Below are 20,413 nucleotides of genomic sequence, written 5' to 3'. Positions count from 1 at the left end.
ACCGCAGAAGATGAGCAAGCGCTAACTCGCAATGATAACGATTCTCGTTACTAATTTCACTTTGCTTTCGGCAAACCCCGTCTTCTGTCGCGAAGTGGCAACAGGCCGCTGACCCGACATCGCTGCTGACGACGTCAGTCGTTCCATCGCACGGGGGCGGCAGGCGCTGCGGTGGGGCTGGGCGCGGCCATGCGAGAATCCCGGCTGACTGCCCCCTGACCCTGTCAAAGCCCTTGCATGTCCTCCACAACGCCAGTCAGCAATGCACCCCAGGCGTTCTGGCGCGACCCGGCCCTGCCCTTTGTGGAAAGCCGCCGCGCCAGCCAGAGCCGGGCCTGCTACAAGCCGCACCACCACCCGAGCTTTTCCATTGGCGCGGTCGATGGCGGCCACAGCGTCTTTACCGGGGCCGAGGCCGGCCCCGTCCGGCTATCACCTGGCGCGCTGGTCTTTGTGCCGGCCGAGCGCGTGCATGCCTGCAACCCTGCGCCCGATGCCGCCTGGAGCTACCAGATGCTGCACCTCGATGCCAGCTGGCTGCAGGCGCTGCGCGAGGAATACGTCGACCCGGCCAGCATGGCCAACGAGCCAGTGCGCATCGTCAATGACCCGGCCCGCTACGCGCGCTTTTGCCAGCTCAATGCCCTGCTGTTTTCACAGGCAGAAGCGGCCGACAAGGAGGCCAGCTTGATCGCGTTCATCGGCGACCTCGACAGCCAGCAAGGCCTGCACATCTGCGCCCCAGCGGTGCCAACGCAATTGGCGCGGCAGATCCGCCCGGCGCTAGACTGCCTGCGTACCAGTCCCTGCGCCAGCATCCCGCTGGACCAGCTGGCCGATCTGGCAGGCATGGGCCGCTACCAGACCATCCGCGCCTTTCGCAAAGTAACAGGCATGGCGCCCCATGCCTGGCAGCTCAACCACCGCATCAATCTGGCCAAGCAGCAGCTGCGCGGGCCGGACGGTATCGCCGCGGTGGCGCAGCAACTGGGCTTTGCCGACCAGGCGCATTTTCAGCGGGTGTTCAAGGCGCATACGGGCGTCACGCCGGGCTGCTTTCGTAAGGCTCATTAGTCGTAGCCCATAGCAACCGCTGCAATTTCGTTCAATACAAGGCAGTCGGCAGCCGCCACCATGCAAGGTCATCACCCGCCTGGCCCCTTTGCATGCAACAGTTTTTCCTGATCGCCGCCGTCCATTTTCTGGCGCTGCTCTCCCCCGGTCCTGATTTCTTTTTGATCGCCCGCACCTCGCTGGCCAGCGGTTGCCGCAGCGCTGGCGCCGCCTGCCTCGGTATCGCCTTGGCCAATGGCGTGTTTATCGCCACCGCCTTTGCCGGTGTCGCCGTGCTCCAGCCGGGCAGCCGGCTGTTCACCCTGCTGCAGATGGCCGGCTGCGGCTATCTGCTCTACCTGGGCCTGCTGTTTATCCGCCATGCGGGCAAAAGTGCGCTGGGCGTCGTGGCCAGCCCGGGCCGGGCGGCCTCAGCTGCCACCACCTGGCGCCGCGCTGCCTGCATGGGGTTTCTCTCAGGCATCCTCAACCCCAAGAACGCGCTGTTCTACGCCAGTCTGGCGGCCATGCTGACGGGCCCGCATGCCAGCGTGGGCTGGAAGCTGGCGTATGGCAGCTGGATGTTCAGCATCGTGCTGCTCTGGGATCTGCTGATTGCCGCGCTGATCGGCAACCCGGCGGTGCTGCGGCGCTTTGCGCGGGCGCTGCCGTGGTTGGAGCGCATCTCGGGTGGGGTGCTGATCGTGCTGGCCCTGGGGGTGATCGCGGCGCTGTGGCTGCGTTGATGGCCACTCGGCCATCCAAGCGCTGACATGGGTCCGGCCACCGAACAATGAATTCGCGCATACGGCGTTGATCGCGCAATGCGGCATTCCTAGAGCGGCTACACCGGCGGGAATCGCCGCCGAACGGAACTTGGGCTTGCCATGCAGGCCGCGCACGCAGGGCTGCGCTGATGGCCTTCGCGCGATGACCGGTGGCTGGCCCGTGTCCGTCCACCGGGAATATGCGCGCTGTAAGCACTCCCCGGAATGTTTCTTGTGGGCCCCGCGCTATTGGGCACCCCTAGCGCTTGTAAGCCAAAGCGCCGACATGCATCCGCGTGCGCCGCGCAGGCTTTGCAGGCTGGCACAGTCCCTCATAATTGTTACAGATATAAACGCACTTCACATACGCTAGGGGGTTTCCGTGAGTACAAATCAGCAGTTTTTGGTTGGGTTGTTGGAGCGGGAGAAATCCTCCATTCTTGACAACTGGGTTCTGGCAACCAACGGGCCCCAGGCCTCGGCCAAGGTGCGAGCCGAGGCGACCGAGATTTTCACCGCCTTCTTGCCCGCCCTCCAATCCAACGACGCACAAAACTCGGGCTCCAGTGCTTGGCAGGCACTCAAGAACGTGTTGGAGAGCCTGTCTGCCTCTCGCGCTGCCCAAGGCAGCACGGCAGGAAATACCAGTGCCTTTGTGCTGGGGCTCAAGCAGCCGGTGTTCGACGCCCTGCAGCGCGCACTGTCTGCCGACTCACAAGGCTTGCTCGATGCCATCTCCAGCGTGTCGCTCCATGTCGATGGCATGGCGCAGTGGACCGTGGATGCCTACCAGCGCACGCGCGAGCAGTTGATCTCGCGCCAGCAGGCAGACCTGTTGGAGCTGTCGACGCCGGTCATCAAGCTCTGGGAGGGCGTGCTGGCAGTGCCCATGATTGGCACGCTCGATTCAAGCAGAACCCAGCTGGTGATGGAATCGCTGCTGGAGCGCATCGTCGAGACCGAATCGTCGCTGGCCATCATCGACATCACCGGCGTGCCCACCGTGGACACGCTGGTGGCACAGCACCTGCTCAAAACGGTGTCGGCCATCCGCCTGATGGGCGCCGACTGCATCATCTGCGGCATCCGTCCGCAAATCGCGCAAACCATCGTTCACCTGGGCATTGATCTGCAATCGGTCACCACCAAGGCCACCTTGGCTGACGCCTTGTCGCTGGCGCTCAAGCGCAATGGCTATACCGTTGCCAAGACCAAGATAGGCGTTTGACCATGTATCGCATTCCTATTTTGCGCATGGGGCGGACCCTGCTGGTCACCATCCAGATCGACATGGAAGACCAGACCGCCATGGCGCTGCAGGATGACCTGGCCGAACAGATCTCCAAGACGGGCGCCAATGGCGTGCTGATCGATATCTCGGCGCTGGAGATCGTGGATTCGTTTGTCGGGCGCATGCTGGCCGCCATCTCGGGCATTGGCCAGATCCTGGATGCCACCACCGTGGTCGTCGGCATGAAGCCAGCCGTCGCAATCACGCTGGTGGAGCTGGGCATGTCGCTGGACGGCGTCAGAACCGCGCTCAACGTCAGCCGGGGCATGGCGCTGCTGGAAGCGGCCTCCGATGGAGACCACCGTGTCGAATGAAACACAGGGCTCAGTGCCTTTGCGTGTAGAAGCCGACATCGTCGCCAGCCGCCAAGTGGTGCGCAAATTGGCCGTACAGCTGAAGTTCTCGCTGGTGGACCAGACCAAGATGATCACCGCAGCCAGTGAGCTGTCACGCAACACCGTGGTCTATGGCGGCGGCGGCGAGATGGAATGGGAGTTGCTGACCGATGGCATCAAACAAGGGCTGCGCCTGCGCTTCCGCGACCAGGGCCCGGGCATTGCCGACCTGGATCTGGCGCTCAAAGACGGCTGGACCTCGGGCAACGGCATGGGCCTGGGCCTGTCGGGCAGCAAAAGACTGGTGCATGAGTTCGAGTTGGAATCGGCCGTCGGTGTTGGCACCTGTGTGAGCGTGACCCGATGGAAATAATCAGAGGCACCAGCCACCGGTCGTTTCCGATCGACGACCCCAGCTGCGTGGGTGAAGCCAGACGCCATGCAGCCGCCTTGTGCCAGGATCTGGGTTTTGACGAGGTTCTGGCGGGCCAGGCTGCGATTGTGGTCAACGAGCTGGGCAGCAATCTTTGCAAGCACGCACGCCAGGGCCAGTTATGGATTGCCACGCGCAAGGGCGCGCAGCCGGAGCTGGAGATCGTGTCGGTAGACAGCGGGCCGGGCATCGGCAACCTGCCTTTGGCGATGAGCGACGGCTATTCGACCGGAGGCACGCCCGGCACAGGCCTGGGCGCCGTGCAGCGGCTGGCCACGGACTTTGACATCCATTCAGACATGGACAAGGGCACGGTGGTGCTGGCGCGCTTTCGGCCGCCTTCGAGCCAGCCCCCGAGCGCGCGCGCGTTCCGGGTGGCAGCGATGGCGCTGCCGGCGCCGGGCGAGGTGGTCTGCGGCGATGCCTGGGCGATAGCCCTGGATGGACAGCGTGCCGCCTTGTTGGTGGCTGATGGCCTGGGGCACGGCGTGCTCGCTGCAGAGGCCTCTGAGGCTGCCGTTGATTTGTTTGCCAGGCAACCCTTTGCCGAGATGAAGGCTGGCCTGGAACAAGCCCACCAGGTTCTGCGCATGACGCGCGGCGCAGCGATCAGCTGTCTGCAGCTGGATGCGGCTGCCAACAGCTTGTTGGCGGCTGGGGCGGGCAATGTCGCCATTCGGGTGATGAGCGGCATTTACAACCGCTCGGTGCTGGTACAGAACGGCACTGTGGGCGTGCAGATGCGGCAGGTGGAGGTGACGACGATGGCCTGGCCCGAACACGCGATCGTGGTGTGTCACAGCGATGGCTTGCAGTCCCGCTGGTCCCCGGATGCCATCACCGCCTTGCTCGGGCGTGACCCGGCTTTGGCAGCGGCGGTGCTGCTGCGTGACTATGGCCGTGGCCGGGACGATGTGACCGTGCTGATCGTGCGCCGTGCAGACTGAGAGGGCACGAATGAATGACATAAGCCGACAAGACAGCGCACCGCATGGCGCCACCTCCGCTGCGCCGGCGCCTGAGAGCGAGCTTGCACACGCGATGGCAGCCACCCAGGCCGAGGTGGAAGCGTTGCGCGCCGAGCTCGATGAGACCAACCGGGGGGTGCTGGCGCTGTATGCCGAACTCGATGCCCAGGCCGACAATCTGCGCCAGGCGACCGAGCTGAAAAGCCGCTTCCTGGCCTATATGAGCCACGAGTTCCGCACCCCCATCGGGGCGATCCAGAGCATTGCACGCATTTTGCAAGACCAGGTCGACGGGCCCCTGACGGAAGAGCAGCAAAAACAGGTCCGCTTCATCCAGACGACCTCGGCCGAGTTTGCCGATATGGTCAACGACCTGCTGGACCTGGCCAAGGTCGAGGCCGGTCGCATTGATGTATCGCCCGCCTGGTTCGAAATGGTGGATCTGTTTTCGGCGCTGCGCGGCATGTTCAAGCCGGTGATCACCAACCCGGATGTGATGCTGATCTTTGAAGAGCCGCAGAACGTGCCCAAGCTGTTCTCCGACGACCGCAAGCTGGCGCAGATTCTGCGCAACTTCATCAGCAATGCCTTGAAGTTCACCCAGCACGGAGAGATCCGCGTGAGCGCCAGGCGCATCTCGGACACGGCCGTGCAGTTTGCCGTAGCCGACACGGGCATCGGCATTGCACCAGAGTTCCACCACGCCATCTTTCAGGACTATTCGCAAATCGACTCTCCCATCCAGAAACGTCTGCGGGGCACCGGTCTGGGCTTGTCGCTCAGCAAGCGCCTGGCAGAGATTCTGGGAGGCGACGTGGCCATGGAGAGTGAGCCGCAAAAAGGCTCCACGTTCTTCGTCACCATTCCGATCAGTGTGGTGGCCGCCCCCAGCCCAGCGGCCGCTGAGCGTTCATCCCGGTAAACACCATGCCCTCCGTCACTGCCAGACTCAATGTCAGCATCGACCGATCCCAGCACACGGTCCTGGTGGTCGATGACAACCCTGCCACCTGCTATGCCACGGCCCGTGCGCTGCGCGCCGCTGGCTTCAAAACCGTGGAAGCGGGCACCGGGCAGGATGCCCTGGACCTGTCGCTGGGCGATATCTCCGCGGTCGTGCTGGATGTGCATTTGCCCGACATTGGTGGCTTCGAGGTGTGCCGCATGATCCGCGAGCGCACGCTGACCACCTCACTGCCGATTGTGCATTTGTCGGCGGCGTTTGTAGCCGACACCGACAAGGTCGCAGGCCTCAACGCGGGCGCCGATGCCTACCTGACGCACCCGGCCGAGCCGGCGATGCTGGTGGCGACCATCCAGGCGCTGGTGCGCGCGCGTATGGCAGAAGTGCGTGTACACCAGAGCGAGGCGAAGTTCCGCTCGATCTATGAGCAGGCCCAAAGCGGTATTGCGCTGATCGACGACCAGGGCCGCTTTGTGGATGCCAACCCCGCCATGCTGGAAATGCTGGGCCGCCCCGCCTCCGAGGTGCTGGGGCAGGCGGTATCGGCATTCGCCGCAACAGGCCACGAAGAGCGCATCGGGTCCCTGTGCTCGCCGCACAGCAAGGATGCTGTCTGGCGCGAAGAAGTGGCCTTGCTGGACGCCCATGGCCAGCTGCTGCATGTGGAATGGAGCATGGCCGCCAGCGTCAAGGGCGAGCTGCGCGTGGCCGCAGTGGCCAACGTCTCCAACCGCATCCAGCTGGAGCTCGAACGCAAACAGCTGCTGGAGCGGGAGCAGGCCGCACGCGCAACCGCAGAGCGCTACAGCCGCTCCAAGGACGACTTTGTCGCGGTGCTCTCCCATGAGCTGCGCAATCCCCTGAGCGCCATCATGATGAACGTGCACCAAGTGCTGCGCAAATCCCCGCCGCCCGAGTTTGCCAAGAACCTGGACGCGATCAAACGCAATGCCAGCACGCAAGCGCGCATCATCAGCGACATCCTCGATGTCTCACGCATCAATTCCGGCAAGCTCACCTTGGAGCGCGAATGGGTGGACCCGGCTACGCTGATCACCTCCTCGCTGGATTCACTCAAGTCGGCTATCGACGCCAAGCACCTGGTGCTGGAGGTGCAGTTGCAGACGCAGGGCCGCAAAGCGCTGGTCGATCCCGCGCGGTTCCAACAGATCTTCTGGAACATTCTGAGCAATGCGGTGAAGTTTTCACACGACGCGGGCCTGCTGCAAGTGCATCTGGCGGTGGAGGGCACCAATCTGATAATGCAGGTGCGCGACCATGGCAAGGGCATCGAGGCCAGCTTTCTGGAGCGCATTTTCGAAAAATTCACCCAGGCAGCCAGCCCAGGCAGCCGCTCTTCCGGTGGCCTGGGCTTGGGGATGTCGATTGTCAAACACCTGGTTGACCTGCACGCCGGCGATATCGACGTGGCCAGTGAAGGCTTGGGTAAGGGCACGACGGTCACCGTTCGCCTGCCTTTGGGCAGTGGCGCACCCGAAGACGCGTCCAAAGGTGAGCAAGCAGGGCTGAGCCAGGATGCCGGCCACGATGAGCTGCGTGGAATCCGGATCTTGGTGGTGGAAGACGACGAAGAAGTCGCCCATCTACTGGTGCTGATTCTCCAGGAGCGCGGCGCCACGGTAGCCAGAGCGGCGGATGTGGACAGCGCGATGGCGTCGCTGCATTCGCTAGGCGCAGACCTGTTGGTCAGTGACATTGGCCTGCCTGGCAAGGATGGCTATGCGCTGATGCGCCAGGTGCGCGCAGCACCCGCCTATTTTTGCCAAGTGCCAGCCATCGCACTCACCGCCTTTGGACGCGAGGCAGACCGCCAAGCCGCTCTCGCTGCCGGATTTAACTTCCACCTGGCCAAACCGCTGCAGCCGCAAAAACTGCTGGACTTGATCAAGACCCTGATCAGCCCGCGCGGAAAAGACGCTTGACCTTCAGGAGGGGCGCGCCAGTAGCTGCGCCTCGATGCTCTCAAGCATCGCCTCCAGCTCTTCGGGCTCGCAGCTTTTGAGCAGCGCCCGCACGTTGGGACCGATGCTGGCCAGGCCGTGGTTGAACGCATAGCCTGATATCAGCAGCACATGGCGCTGTTGGTCCTGAGCGAGCCACTGCCTTGCCAGATCCGTACCGGACATGCCCGGCAAACTCACATCCGTCACCAAGACATCAAAGCGCCCTTGGTTGCCGAGGTCCAGCGCCGCTTCTGCGCTCTCGGCGCCAACAATCTGGCGATGCGGTGCGTCCATCACCGCCATAAAGCCCTCGCGGATGTCCTCGTCATCCTCGACGTACAGATATGCAATCATTTATGAAGAATATGAAGGAGATACACTCGGCGCCCGCAGCGCTGGAGAGGCCTTGTTGATTATTGGCGCTCCTGTGCCTATATGCGTGTGGGACAGAAGCGATACCCATGCCCTGGTGTTGTGAGTTGAACGTTCAAAGCACTGGTGACCTGGACAAAGGTGGGTGAGGAACGCCCCTGCATCACGGGAGCTGATGGAATGCAAAGCGCCGGCCCCTGCCCTGCCCGCGCCAGAAGACGGCGAACTCGGCCAGCCATGGGCCGCAACGGCATTCAGGCAACGCGAATATCTCAACGAAAAAGCCTCAGAGCATTGCTACTCTGAGGCTTGACGTTTTGGTGCGGCTGGCAGGAATCGAACCCACGACCCCTTGGTTCGTAGCCAAGTACTCTATCCAGCTGAGCTACAGCCGCTAATTTCCGATGCTATGGCGGAGAGGGAGGGATTCGAACCCTCGGTACGTTTGCACGTACGCCTGATTTCGAGTCAGGTACATTCGACCACTCTGCCACCTCTCCGCAGCGCCGAAGCTGCAATTGTAGCAGGCAATTTGAGGGTCTCGGGAAGAAACGCAGATTTCTTGGAAATTGTGATGTGCAGGAGGGTGGTGATTGAGCGGGGTGAGCACCTCGCCTGCTACGGACGGACCAACCTGGAACAGCGGGCAAGGGGGCCATGGCGGCTGGTGACGGGCAAGCACTGCGAAGATGCTCTCCGGTGCCTGCGTCTCTGTAGCTACTACCCTGGCTAGACCAGGGATGGGTGAGTTGAAGGGGTGGAGCTGACGAGTACCGCCTGGGGCAACGAGCAGTCTCCACCCTCAACAGGTCAGCGCATTCTGGAGCGGCGCAAGCCCATCGCGGTGAAGCCGGCCATAACCAAGGACAGCAGTGCAAGTGCCCATTGGCTGAGCGAAGGCACTGGTGTGGGGGTTGCAGTCGGGGTATTCTGCTTGACGAGCGTGTTTGTGATGGCCAGAGTCAAGTTGCCTCCCAATGGCACAGGCCCAGTCGCTGCGGGCAGCGTGGCAGCTCCCCACCCATAACCACTGGGCGCAGCAGGCAACGCACCCTCTGCTACCGAGCAGGAGCTGCCAGCAGTAACCGTGATCGGATCGGCTGCGCCTGCATTGTTCACGACGGCGATGCTGCCTTGCTGGCTGAGGTCGGGCGAGACACAGGTGAGTGTGAACGGAATGCTGCCACTAAATGCTGGAGCACCCTCAGGGCCCACGACCGTCTTGGACACCTGTACCGTGCCCGTATTAGCCTGGGATTGCAGGTACCAGTTGTTACCGATCTTCTGGAGAGAATAGAGAAACTGACCGGCTATCAGTGACCCACCGGGCAAGGCAAACGTACCCGAAGAGCTTCCGTCAACCTGCACAACCAGGATGCCATCGCCGGTAGTAAGCGCGCCCGTTCCACCCAGATTATTAACCTGCAAAATGGTTGTACCCGTCGTGCCTCCCGAGACGTGCAGAACATCCGAAGCAGAGCTGCTGTCTCCCAGCACGGTGTCCAAAGCCAAGCTGCCACCACCAGTGTAGTTACCTATGACCGTCAAGGTCTCTCCTGCCTGGCCATTGGTCAGAACCAACTGGCCTTGATTGCTTAAATCACCGCTAACGGTAAGGCCGTTTCTTGCACACGTAAGCTACTGCCTGCGTCCACCACAAGGCCCATAGCCTCGCCCGCCACAGAGCCACCGCCGGTAACCAAAGTGCTGCCAGTCAAGGATAGGTCACTATTGCCTGTCAAACTGATACGTTCCCAGTTAAGAAATTTGGAGCCGGGCTGCGGACCATTGATACCTACCAAGGTCAGGCGATCTATGTATCCATCCGCAAGGGAGACATCGTCTCCTCCGTCAATTAGCGCTATCTGACTGATATCCGTGCCGTTGATCGTGAGGCTGTCGGAGCCGTCACCCAGAACGACGTTGCCGCTGACAACCGCGCCACTGGCCAAAGTGACGCTGGTATTGCCATTGCCCGGGCCATCAAAAATCGCTCGGCCTGAGGTAGCAGTCAGCTGACCTGCAAGGATGTTGATACTGTTGGTCGCAGCCGTAGAGTTCACTGCGATCGCGTCACCAGTAGTGGCAACTACATTGCCTCCATGCACTTCAACCGTGTTACCCGCAGCGGCTACAGCCTGGATCCCATTGGCACCCTGTACCGTCACCGGCTGCGTACCAATGGTGATAAGGCTCGTTCCTGCTGCTGGATTAGCTAATGTGAGCGAGCTATTGCCCAGCGCAACTTGCCCACCACTGGCAATGATTGAAGTACCGGCTCCACTAACGATTGATGCCGGTATTGGCATATCGATAGTCCCGGCAGAAATATTGATGGCCGTGCCTGCAGTGCTATTGACGCTGGCGGATGACCCTAGCACCTGAACCAACCCGGCACTGTTCGAAATGCCAGTGGCAGAGGTATAAAGCGTAAGCCCATTGTTGAACAGATTAGTTCCAACGGTACCACTTGAGCCGCGGTTACGAATTCCATCCACCGGCGCCGGGGTTGTGGTTGACGCATCCGCACCAATTCGCACGCTGCCTGTGACATCTATTACGCCACCGACGTTCTGTACTACAGCCCCACCAGCACCCAGTGAGCGCATCACTACGAGATTTCCATCCACCTGCAACTTGGATCGTTGGCTGGCAGCATTTGCACCGCCATAGATGTATACGCCTCGACTATTAGCTCCACGGGATGTGACATTCAAGTTACCTAGGGACCCTCTGCAAAACTCCCTGCCGTGGTCTGAACGCAGACTCGGGCGATCCGCTGCGTTGTCTTCCTTGTCAATAGCTATTGCTATTGACTGCAAAAGACGCCTTGCGTTTCATCCCGATCCGCGTCCATCCCGCTTGGCGAGGGTTTTGCAGAGCATCCCTAGCGCATGAACCAAGGCAGCAGCCGGTTGCGCACCGATACCTCCGATATTCATCCCTCCTGAACTCAAGGTGTAGGTACCGGAGTTGCTGGTGGTCGTGATGCTGGTGCCTGCCTGTAGATTCAGTACTGAACCATCCTGATATGCACCTGCCACATTGTTGCCAGTGTAGGCTGTGAGACCGGCACTACACGTGCTGCCTGCGGAGGCCGTTAGAGCAGGATTGCCTGATGCTGCATCAGAGCAGGCGGCCCAAGAGTAAGCCGTACAAGAGAGCGATAGAACAGCTAGAGCGATGGCGTTACGAACAGGATGAGTGAGTGACTGGCTCATTAGAAATCCTTGCGGTAGTACGTATTGTTACTATGCCATAGCATCCTCGATATTTATCAAAGATTTCAACAAGATAACAATCATTGAACCTCTAAAGCCTCCACGTGCACCAGTGCTTCACCCATCTACTCGTCCATCGTCGCCAGTACCGCACTGGGAGAAACGATCTCAGGTGACATTGCCTCTATTTCACCTAATGCGTTAAGGTCTACATAACCCAGCCACGTCTAAATGATCACGCAGCGGATAAGGCTAGGCAGTGATAGCGATTGATAATCTTTCGCATTCATATAATCGCCCGCTTAAGTGGATGTCGAAATAGAATGCAGCACATCCACCTATACTATGGGCATATCTTCTAGCAGCCTTTTTCAATTGATCACCGGAGATGTTTAACATGAGCATTAAAAATTCGCAACAACGATATAGCTAGCGGGTTATATTTGTGCACTGGCTAACCGTAATTCTCATCGTTGCAGTGTATGCGAGCATGGAACTGCATGGACTATTTCCCAAAGGAAATATTGCACAAGATGTCATGAAGTTATTGCACTTTCTTTTGGGCCTGAGCGTTTTAGCGGTGGTTTTTATAAGAATTCTTGTTCGCAGTCAATCTGGGGTAGGGCCTGATATTGTGCCACCACCATCTAAATGGCAAACCAGGCTTGCGAGTGCGATGCATTACGCTTTGTACTTATTTATGTTTGCTATGCCACTACTGGGATGGCTCACTTTGAGCGCGTCAGGAAAGCCGATCGTCCTCTTTGGCTTATCTATACCTAGCGTAATCAACCCAGATATCCAACTATCTCGTCAGTTGAAAGATGTACACGAGACGATTGGCAACCTAGGTTATTACCTTATTGCCGGGCATGCAGCAGCAGCTCTTATTCATCATTATATAATGCGAGATAACACTCTCACTCGCATGCTTCCAGCGAATCGCGCATAAGCTAGTAAATAGAATTACACAACCCTATATTTGACTATGAGCAAGCTTTTCTATCGCGCCCATCTTGAGGCTCATCGCACTGAAGATATTGGCTGGCTCCGCGCTGCCGTATTAGGAGCAAATGATGGCATTATTTCTACTGCCAGTCTGTTCGTCGGAGTAACTGCAGCCAGTGCGAGTCATGCCAGCATCATCACCACGGCGATTGCGGCTCTAGTTGCAGGTGCTATGTCCATGGCTGCAGGTGAGTTCGTATCTGTTTATTCTCAGGCTGATACAGAAAAAGCAGATCTTTCACGAGAGTCGGAAGAACTATTAAACAATCCAGAAGCAGAGCACAAGGAGCTCACAGTAATTTACATTCAACGCGGTCTTGATCATCAGCTTGCCACACAACTAATGGCTCACGATGCATTGGGCGCTCATGCACGAGATGAATTAGGCATATCCGAGACCTTGAATGCTCGTCCAGTGCAAGCGGCGTTGGCATCAGCGGCAAGTTTTGCCGCAGGCGCGATAATGCCTTTAGTAGTGGTGCTGCTCGCACCTCAAAGCAGCCTGCTTTATTGGATTGTCGCGACAGCCATAATTTTCTTAGCAATGCTCGGAGCTGCGGCTGCCTCTGTGGGAAACACGCCAGTCCTCAGGAGCGCTATCCGGGTATCGTTCTGGGGCACCTTCGCTATGGCCATGACAACCGGGGTAGGGGCAATGTTCAGCACCATTGTATAGAGCAACGACAACCGTACTGCAGCTAGGCACCCACAGTGAGCAATCTGCCAATTTGAAGTTCACAAAGTAGCTATCCTCGCCGCTAAGAAGCAGCATCCGGCATGGGTGAGCCGCAATCGGTCAAATGCTACCTATCGCCCTACCTACCTCAGATTGGCAGTCGCTTGCATTGCGGTGACAAAGCTCGCCCATGAAGCACGCAATCTCTATCAGAATACGCAATGAGCTAGCCGCGCCGCGGCAAATTTGGAGATGTAGATGGACAAACTAGAGGCGCAAGAATATCAAGCACTAACGAAGTCTTCGCAGACGCAGGGATGACCTTAACCATAAACAGTGGCCCCCCAACCGAAAACGAGCTCGCCATGCTCTCTTCCATCGTTCGTGGAATAGAAAACGCACCGAGTAGAGACTACAGCAAATTGGGCTGCTGCCGGAATCATGGACACTGACCTCAGCTTCTTGAGCTTTCTCGAACTCTATCGGACTGACATAGCCGAGCGTGGAATGACGACGCGTCGGGTTGTAGAACCGCTCGATGTAGTCGGACACGTCAGCACGAGCCTGCTCCCTGGAGCGATACACTTTCTTGGCCGTGCGCTCGGTCTTCAATGAACTGAAGAAGCTTTCCATTGCCGAGTTGCCCCAGACCTCGCCCGCGCGGCTCATGCTGCAGGTAATGCCTTGCTCCTTGAGCAATTCCTGGAAGTGCTCGCTGGTGTATTGGCTGCCCTAGTCCGAGTGATGCAGCAACGCCACCGGCTTGCCCTGGCGCCACACGGCCATCATCAACGCATCGGCCACGAGTTGCGAGGTCATGCTGTCCTGCATCGACCAGCCAACGATGCGACGCGAGTACAGGTCCAGCGCCGCAGCGGCATATAGCCAGCCCTCGGCCGTCCAGATGTAGGTGAAGTCGGCCACCCATTTCTGGTTGGGTGCATCGGCCTGGAACTGACGGTCCAACACGTTGTCGGCGATGGCGCTGCGTTGGTCTCGGTCCTGCGGCAAGCCTCGACGTTGTGGCTTCGCGCGCAGGGGCTGTTCTCGCATGAGCCGTTCAATGCGATGCAATCCGCATTGTTGACCCAGTGCCAGCACGTCATGCCACACGCGCCGCGCGACATAGATGCGGTCGCTGCCCAGAAAGCTTTGGCGCACCTGGCTGCCGAGCACCTCACCGGCCGGACTGCGTTGGCTGCTGGGCCTCATGATCCCTTGCCCGGGGAATGCATGCTGCGGGTCGACCGTCGCATCGCGTATCCACTTGCGCATCACGTTCTCGTGCACATCAAGGTCGCGTGCTGCCTGCGCCACCGCCACGCCTCGCTCCTTAACCAGCTTGACTGCTTCAAGCTTGGACTCTCAGCTGAACTGCCTTCTCGCTCCCATAAACCACCTCAGGTTTCATCTTCCACCTTGACAAAGTGTCTTTGAAACCAGCGGCAGCCCACATCATGCGATTTCGTAACCCAGCCAGCGGACAAATTGAAGAATTCGGGGAAGCCACATGGCTATGGATGCTGCTACTGGGCCCCATCTACCTAGTCTACAAACAGATCAAATCGCAACGACTTCTGAGCATGCTCTTCAGAAACCCTACGTATGGATGATGGTACGCGATGCAGCGGAGCATCAGGGTTGGCAGCAATCACAAGATTTAGCATTCGGCTCTTTTCTGAAAGGACGAGCCGCCGTCGAACCCTGCGGGACCAGGCGGTGCGACCAGTCCAAACGGCGCAATATCTTCCGGGTGTGTAGGCCAGCGCCAAAGATCTATGAAACCACGCTAGCGCCGAGGTTGCACGAGGAGTTACCGATGCGCAGCTCGAAAGACCTAGCCGCTACCCCCATAGTCCAAGTACCTGAGAAATATGCCTAGGTACCACCTCGCATGCCGAAGCTAGGCGCAAGCGGCCGGCATCTGCGAACGCGTTAAAGCGAAAAAATTGAAACTCGGAGATGGGTGACACCCGCCTGATCAGCGTCCTATTGGGTAACTGCCGACGCACGCGGATGTGGGTGCTGCACCAGCCGGACACTGTTGATTACCACGTAATCTGACCCTATCAAGTTGGTGGATCACTTCTGTGTTGGAAATCAACCCATGCCCCTCATCCGCCTGCTTTAGCACGCCGGATTCAACAAGGTGCTTGGCTGTGGCATGTCGAAGAACGACAACAAGGTGCAGACGATGTTTGCCTGAGCCAATCTACGGTTTGCACGCGATCAATTAAGGGGGTGGAAGGATAAGTACGCCTGTGAATAACCTGAGCGAATCAAAATCCACATTTGCGACTTAAAACTGGCGGTAGAAGTGGTCAAAGCAGGCATGTCAGTGGTGAGCAGCCCACTTCTTGATGCAGAGATTTGCATGTTATTTTTTCTATCACAACAGCCATTTTCATCAAGAATTTATTTAATCTTGAGACAATAACAAAAAGCAAATGAATATCAAGAAAAACAAAAAAGCAAAATAGCAAACATAGACAAAATTTCAACTGAGTTTTACTGCTAATGCCAAATGGAACAACGACATGCCTACTAACTTTAATCATTCAGCCTCAATTAAAACACTACTCAAAAGTATTGTAGTGACCGCTCTCGCTGGCGCGCTCGGCATGGCCTATGGGGCGGTATACGCTCCAGATACGTTCGCTTCTGGAGGAGGCACCAATCTGGAGACCATGGTGATGGTCAAGGACGGCAGTGGTCGGGTGGTTATTGGTGGCTTGTTCAACACCGTGGAAGGCCAAGCTGGCTACCAGGGCGTGGCACGTTTCAATACCGACGATTCGCTTGATACCGGCTTCAAGGTGGCGACCAATGACTTCGTCAAGGCCATTGCGGTGCAGCCAGACGGCAAGCTGCTGATTGGCGGCGAATTCACGTCAGTCAAGCCCAAAGGCGCTGCCAGCTTCACCACCTTCTGGGGCATTGCGCGCCTCAATGCCGATGGCACTTTGGATGCGGCCTTCCAGAATGCACCAGCCGGCTCGGTCAAGGCCAATGGCAATGTGCGTGGCATTGCGCTGCAGCCAGATGGTAAGATCATTATTGGTGGTTATTTCAACCGTGTCGATGGCACGGTCGCCAACCGGGTGGCCCGTCTGAATGCGGACGGCACGCTCGATGCCAGCTTCAACGTCGGCACCGGCCCGAACAATGGCATTGAAGATGTCAAGCTGCAGGCAGACGGCAAGATTCTGATCTCGGGAACTTTCTCGCAAGTCAATGGCGTCAATCGTATGAGCGTGGCGCGCCTGAATACCGATGGTTCCGTGGATACCAGCTTTGACGCTGGTCAGGCCATTGCAGGGCGCAATGGCGCTTGGGACGGCTCCTGGCCCGTATATCAGCTGGCGTTGCAGGATGACGGCAAGATCGTATATGCTGGCGGCACGCATCGCTATGCCGATGAAATACACTGGCGCATTGCGCGCTTGAATACCGATGGCACGGTGGATAGCAGCTTCCAGTCCTATGTGAACTGGTGGGCCTCATCGGTGGCCCTGCAGAACGTGGGTGGCGAGCAGAAGATTGTGGTCGGTGGCGATTATGGCCGGGCCGGTGTGACCAACCCTGTCAATGGTGCTGTCCTGACCGACGCTCCGCGCCAGCGTATTGCGCGCTTCAATGCGGATGGCTCGTTAGATACCGAGTTCGATACTTCCTTTAGCGCCAATAGCTGGGTATGGGCCGTGCTGCCCAACAATGATGGAACCGTCTATCTGGGCGGGAAGTTCACCAGCGTTGCCGGCATGGCGCGCCGTGGAATTGCACGTCTGGCCGAGCTCGATCCTACTAAGCAGGTCATCAACTTTCTGGCACCTGAGCCTGGTACCTATTCGGCGATGAATGGCGCTTCGGTTTCCTGGAACCCGACGCCGCCAACCACCAGCAGTGCCAATTTGCCAGTGACTTACAGCAGCGTGACCCCCTCCGTGTGCACGGTGGACTCCACCACAGGCGCTGCTACATTGGTCACACCGGCAGTGACCGGGCTGTGCACGATCGAGGCCAACGCCGCAGCGGGTACCCAAACGATAGGTGGTCTGACCTACGACGTCGACCCCGCACCTGCGGTGCGCCAAAGCATGCAGATCGACGCGCCACCGGACCAAAGCATCACCTTCCCAGCACAGACCTTGCAGCGCAATGTGGCCGATGGGGCGTTCAGCATTGACCCGGCAGCGACGGCCAGCTCAACCCTGGCGGTGAGCTACACAAGCCTAACCCCATCCATCTGCACCGTATCAGGTACCACGGTGACGCCACTGGCTGGTGGTCTGTGCACCATCGCTGCCGACCAGCCGGGGGGCACTGTGGGCATAGTGGCTTTCAACGCTGCCGCGCAGGTGACTCAGAGCGTGACTGTGCAAAGCGCGCAGACCATCACCTTCCCGTCCCAGTCTGCCCACAGCGTGGTGACGGGCAACAGCTTTACGCTGGAACCTGCTGCAACGGCTAGCTCTGGCCTGGCGGTGAGCTACACCAGTCTGACGCCTACCGTATGCACAGTGGCTGGAAGCTCTGTGCGCGTGCTGACAACCGGTACCTGCACCATTGAAGCCAACCAGGAAGGCAACGACTATTTCACGGTGGCTGAGCCTGTGACTCAGTCCATCACTGTCACTGCGCTGCCTGCTGCAACCCCTGTGCCGACGCTGGGAACCTGGTCACTGGCCATGTTGGCTGCGATGCTGGGCTTGGTGGGCTTCCGTCGCCGCGCCTAACAGGTTAGTTAATAAACAATAAGCCTCACCAGTGCCGTAGTGGCGCAGGGGAGGCTTTTTCTATTTTCGGGTGCAAGCCTAAGCATTCCCTTATCGCGTTTTATTACGGCACCTCCCATGATGCTCAGTATGCTGGAAGATCCACAAACTGATACGTCGCTGCACGATCTATTGGCCCTCCAAATGAAGCCTTTAATTAGGAGGGATGGAATTCACACGGTAGATGCAGGTCGCCATGACTACCAGCATCATTTGCTCAAGATGTGTAGCATGGGAAATTTCAGGTTCGATTAAATTAGGGCAGCAATTCTTAGAGCTTGACTCTCCGAAGGCTGTATAAAATTATGCTCTTTTTTCTGGAGTCCATATAGAAGATTCGAAACATGGCATCAAAGTGCCCAAGCTCGAAAAAATAGTCAGAAACAACCACAACCTCGTAGCGCAAGACCTATCGTCCATGCTTATGATCCAGGAAATACGGGCGATGACCCATGAGTGCATGCTTGCCCTCCTCCATGAAGAACATAGGCTGTCCGGCCCTGCTCACTATAACAACCATCATTTATTGGTGCACGAAATCAACCGCCGTGCATGAGCAAGGATCGAGAAGCTGGGCAGTAGTGCCAAGTATCGGTTTCTCGGTGGTTGCTGCTGGCATGTTGTGTATTGTTATGGCTATTGCTTCCTGCGTCGATGGAAGCGCTCCCCTTACGAAGCGCATGCATGAGTTGCAAAATAGTTGGCTCAAGCCCGAAAGCAGCCAAAGCATTACTGGCAGCTGTCTGTCTCCGACCGTCTCGATCATTGAATGACGGAAACAAGCGTCCATCCCCCAGGCTAGCATCATGGTGCAAGTGAATCACAGAGCGCTGAGCCAGACAGCCCCATCCAAGGGAGACGCAGATTCACCTTAGCATAACAAGTGCGCCATGACTAACCCTGGTAGCGCACTCGAACCTCCTGCACCCCGGAAGGCTAAACGGCTGCAGTACACGGTACGTAACTTGTGAACATGCCCAGTGCGGAGTCGAAAGTCAAGCCAGAGAGCTATCAAACTGCACTTGTTACGAGGTTGCATGCAGAGTTACCACAGCGCAGCACGAAAGACCTAGGCGGCACTTCCAAAGTCTACGCATCCAAAAAAAATCGCCTAGACCTCCTCGGGTGCCGATAAATCATAAATAGCCTACAGGGAGGGAGCTAACAAACAAATACTAATGATCAGAGACCGCGGCTCAATCTTATAATAGAATTACCCATCATTACGCTGTTGGGCACAATTAATTCATGCCCGTCAGCATTAATCAACTGCGTAAACCCTAGAGAGATGACTTCAACCTTAGCGGTCACTACCCCAAGAGGGGAATTAATTTGAATAGTATCCCCAACACGAATTTGTCTATATAGCACCAATGAAAAGCCAGCAATTACGTTGCCCAGCGTACTCTGAGCTGCCATCCCGACAACTACAGACACAACGCTTACTCCTGCAAGTAGCGCTGTACCCAAAGCTCTCAACTCCGGTATTAAGTGCGCGTAGAGAACAAACCCAAAGACGCAAGTTAATAGCTGTGCAAACTCGCTCACAAATTGCAATGCCGTAGTGTCTGATAGGTGTAGTGCTACGTGTCGGACACTTCTACGTATCAACAAGACGACGACAAGTATCAATCCCAGAATCAAAGCACCAATTAGCAGTGCACCAACAGGAGATCTGGGAGATAAAGCGGTACCGAATAACTCTAAGTAAGCACTCATACAAATCAACTCAGTGTTCGATACATGAAGTGTACCTTGCATAACAGCTATTGACACGAAGATAGTCATAGCTACCATGCCCTGAACTTAAAGAAATGCTGAACATACATAAGTGAAGCCGGAGCGAGCACACAGGTCGCATACAGTGCAATCCAGCCACTATCTCCTCCTCCTAGCTCCCACGATCGCAGCGCACTCATACCTCCTGCATCCGGTACCCCCCACCCTCCACCCCTGAAAGGCGTGGCGGGGGGGAAACGAGTGGGGAAGTGGCTACAAGGGTAGCGCGCATGCATCTCGCAAGGCTAACCGACTGCAGGACACAATTTATAGCCAGCGAACACGCCCAAGTGCCGACATTGGAGTTCAAGCCAGCGAGCCATCAACCCGCGATAGCCACGAAGTTGCATGGTGAGGTACCGAAGTACAGCGCGCAAACTAGCTGTTGATCTGTAATAGGTTGTTCAATCCACGTCGGGAGGCTGGAGGCTTGCGGCCGAAGGCTGAGTGCGGTTTTCGGGCGATGTAGTGAGACAAGAAGGCGGGGAACCACGCAGTGCGCTCTTGGCTGTTCTCCCATATGCACCCGTAAGTCCATTCACGCAGGCACGTCTGGATGAAACGCTCGGCCTTGTCATTGGTTTGCGGGCCATAGGGCCGTTTGAGGGTGTATTTGATACCCATGGCTTGGCAGATACGCGCGAATTCTTAAGGCTGCTCATCCGGCAGAATTCCTCGGAGTTGCTGAAGCGTGGTCACACTAGTTTGCCAGACTTGTCCAGCTGAACAAGCTATTGAAACATCACATGTAGGCAAGCCTCGGAGAATCACCCACCCCTGCATCCGTGACGTCAGCCGGACCCAGAG

The 20,413-nt window shown here is 57.8% G+C and carries 15 protein-coding genes, 2 tRNA genes and 2 pseudogenes; 11 read left to right on the top strand and 8 right to left on the bottom strand.

Going from position 1 to position 20,413, the window contains the following annotated elements:
* Positions 1 to 237: 237 nt before the first annotated feature.
* From DCO45_RS18145 to DCO45_RS18110, 8 genes are all read left to right on the top strand, one after another.
* Complete coding sequence (locus DCO45_RS18145; protein ID WP_116927138.1) at positions 238 to 1,074, top strand: AraC family transcriptional regulator; 837 nt, start codon at positions 238 to 240, stop codon at positions 1,072 to 1,074.
* Between the two features lie 92 nt (positions 1,075 to 1,166).
* Positions 1,167 to 1,799: a LysE family transporter gene (locus DCO45_RS18140; RefSeq protein WP_116927137.1), complete on the top strand. Its 633-nt coding sequence runs from the start codon at positions 1,167 to 1,169 to the stop codon at positions 1,797 to 1,799.
* A gap of 403 nt (positions 1,800 to 2,202) precedes the next feature.
* Positions 2,203 to 3,048 (top strand): STAS domain-containing protein, encoded by an 846-nt coding sequence (locus DCO45_RS18135; RefSeq protein WP_116927136.1) that lies wholly within the window; start codon positions 2,203 to 2,205, stop codon positions 3,046 to 3,048.
* Between the two features lie 2 nt (positions 3,049 to 3,050).
* The gene (locus tag DCO45_RS18130) at positions 3,051 to 3,425 is read left to right on the top strand and encodes an STAS domain-containing protein (RefSeq protein ID WP_116927135.1); all 375 of its coding nucleotides are present in this window, start codon (positions 3,051 to 3,053) and stop codon (positions 3,423 to 3,425) included.
* Entirely contained in the window at positions 3,415 to 3,819 is a 405-nt protein-coding gene (locus tag DCO45_RS18125) for an anti-sigma regulatory factor (RefSeq protein ID WP_207788097.1), read from the top strand. Before DCO45_RS18130 ends, DCO45_RS18125 begins: the two co-directional genes overlap by 11 nt.
* Complete coding sequence (locus DCO45_RS18120) at positions 3,810 to 4,826, top strand: ATP-binding protein (RefSeq protein WP_116927133.1); 1,017 nt, start codon at positions 3,810 to 3,812, stop codon at positions 4,824 to 4,826. The genes DCO45_RS18125 and DCO45_RS18120 overlap by 10 nt, the downstream gene beginning before the upstream one ends.
* 94 nt (positions 4,827 to 4,920) lie before the next feature.
* Positions 4,921 to 5,769 carry an ATP-binding protein gene (locus DCO45_RS18115; RefSeq protein WP_243419420.1) on the top strand — a complete coding sequence of 283 codons (849 nt, stop codon included), beginning with the start codon at positions 4,921 to 4,923 and terminating at the stop codon, positions 5,767 to 5,769.
* A 5-nt stretch (positions 5,770 to 5,774) separates the two neighbouring features.
* On the top strand, positions 5,775 to 7,754 hold the full coding sequence (locus tag DCO45_RS18110) for a response regulator (protein ID WP_116927131.1): 1,980 nt from the start codon (positions 5,775 to 5,777) through the stop codon (positions 7,752 to 7,754).
* A 3-nt stretch (positions 7,755 to 7,757) separates the two neighbouring features.
* Here the strand turns inward: DCO45_RS18110 and DCO45_RS18105 are convergent, their stop codons facing one another.
* The 5 genes from DCO45_RS18105 to DCO45_RS22765 form a co-directional block, all read right to left on the bottom strand.
* Complete coding sequence (locus DCO45_RS18105) at positions 7,758 to 8,129, bottom strand: response regulator (RefSeq protein WP_182343134.1); 372 nt, start codon at positions 8,127 to 8,129, stop codon at positions 7,758 to 7,760.
* A 336-nt stretch (positions 8,130 to 8,465) separates the two neighbouring features.
* Positions 8,466 to 8,542 (bottom strand) — tRNA-Arg (locus DCO45_RS18100).
* Between the two features lie 15 nt (positions 8,543 to 8,557).
* Positions 8,558 to 8,647, bottom strand: a tRNA-Ser gene (locus tag DCO45_RS18095).
* 310 nt (positions 8,648 to 8,957) lie between these two features.
* Positions 8,958 to 9,728, bottom strand: coding sequence for an IPTL-CTERM sorting domain-containing protein (locus DCO45_RS18090; protein ID WP_116927130.1), 771 nt, complete (start codon positions 9,726 to 9,728; stop codon positions 8,958 to 8,960).
* 14 nt (positions 9,729 to 9,742) lie between these two features.
* Positions 9,743 to 10,759 (bottom strand): hypothetical protein, encoded by a 1,017-nt coding sequence (locus DCO45_RS22765; protein WP_133248198.1) that lies wholly within the window; start codon positions 10,757 to 10,759, stop codon positions 9,743 to 9,745.
* A 1,054-nt stretch (positions 10,760 to 11,813) separates the two neighbouring features.
* Here DCO45_RS22765 and DCO45_RS18080 point away from each other — a divergent pair.
* Together DCO45_RS18080 and DCO45_RS18075 are read left to right on the top strand one after the other, a co-directional pair.
* Positions 11,814 to 12,320: a cytochrome b gene (locus DCO45_RS18080; RefSeq protein WP_347707649.1), complete on the top strand. Its 507-nt coding sequence runs from the start codon at positions 11,814 to 11,816 to the stop codon at positions 12,318 to 12,320.
* Positions 12,321 to 12,356: 36 nt separating this feature from the next.
* Positions 12,357 to 13,052, top strand: a complete 696-nt coding sequence (locus DCO45_RS18075; protein ID WP_116927128.1) for a VIT family protein — start codon at positions 12,357 to 12,359, stop codon at positions 13,050 to 13,052.
* 468 nt (positions 13,053 to 13,520) lie between these two features.
* Here the strand turns inward: DCO45_RS18075 and DCO45_RS18070 are convergent.
* Positions 13,521 to 14,393, bottom strand: a pseudogene (locus tag DCO45_RS18070) (IS3 family transposase); the annotation flags it as partial.
* 1,253 nt (positions 14,394 to 15,646) lie between these two features.
* Between DCO45_RS18070 and DCO45_RS18065 the strand changes: the two are divergent.
* On the top strand, positions 15,647 to 17,788 hold the full coding sequence (locus tag DCO45_RS18065; protein WP_165841226.1) for an IPTL-CTERM sorting domain-containing protein: 2,142 nt from the start codon (positions 15,647 to 15,649) through the stop codon (positions 17,786 to 17,788).
* A 1,221-nt stretch (positions 17,789 to 19,009) separates the two neighbouring features.
* On the opposite strand, the gene DCO45_RS23395 is transcribed toward DCO45_RS18065, so the two are convergent.
* Positions 19,010 to 19,264 carry a mechanosensitive ion channel domain-containing protein gene (locus tag DCO45_RS23395; protein ID WP_347707648.1) on the bottom strand — a complete coding sequence of 85 codons (255 nt, stop codon included), beginning with the start codon at positions 19,262 to 19,264 and terminating at the stop codon, positions 19,010 to 19,012.
* A gap of 720 nt (positions 19,265 to 19,984) precedes the next feature.
* Positions 19,985 to 20,251, bottom strand: a pseudogene (locus DCO45_RS18055) (integrase core domain-containing protein); the annotation flags it as partial.
* Positions 20,252 to 20,413 lie beyond the last annotated feature (162 nt).

Source organism: Comamonas sp. JNW, assembly GCF_003105075.1.
Classification (GTDB): domain Bacteria; phylum Pseudomonadota; class Gammaproteobacteria; order Burkholderiales; family Burkholderiaceae_C; genus Comamonas; species Comamonas squillarum.
This window is presented reverse-complemented; position numbering and strand designations above follow the sequence as displayed.

Bases quoted from the DNA above. Each gene is read 5' to 3' on its own strand.
- DCO45_RS18110 (WP_116927131.1), top strand. From the start codon at position 5,775: ATGCCCTCCGTCACTGCCAGACTCAATGTCAGCATCGACCGATCCCAG.
- DCO45_RS18140 (WP_116927137.1), top strand. From the start codon at position 1,167: ATGCAACAGTTTTTCCTGATCGCCGCCGTCCATTTTCTGGCGCTGCTC.
- DCO45_RS18115 (WP_243419420.1), top strand. From the start codon at position 4,921: ATGGCAGCCACCCAGGCCGAGGTGGAAGCGTTGCGCGCCGAGCTCGAT.
- DCO45_RS18120 (WP_116927133.1), top strand. From the start codon at position 3,810: ATGGAAATAATCAGAGGCACCAGCCACCGGTCGTTTCCGATCGACGAC.
- DCO45_RS18105 (WP_182343134.1), bottom strand. From the start codon at position 8,129: ATGATTGCATATCTGTACGTCGAGGATGACGAGGACATCCGCGAGGGC.
- DCO45_RS18145 (WP_116927138.1), top strand. From the start codon at position 238: ATGTCCTCCACAACGCCAGTCAGCAATGCACCCCAGGCGTTCTGGCGC.
- DCO45_RS18075 (WP_116927128.1), top strand. From the start codon at position 12,357: ATGAGCAAGCTTTTCTATCGCGCCCATCTTGAGGCTCATCGCACTGAA.
- DCO45_RS18130 (WP_116927135.1), top strand. From the start codon at position 3,051: ATGTATCGCATTCCTATTTTGCGCATGGGGCGGACCCTGCTGGTCACC.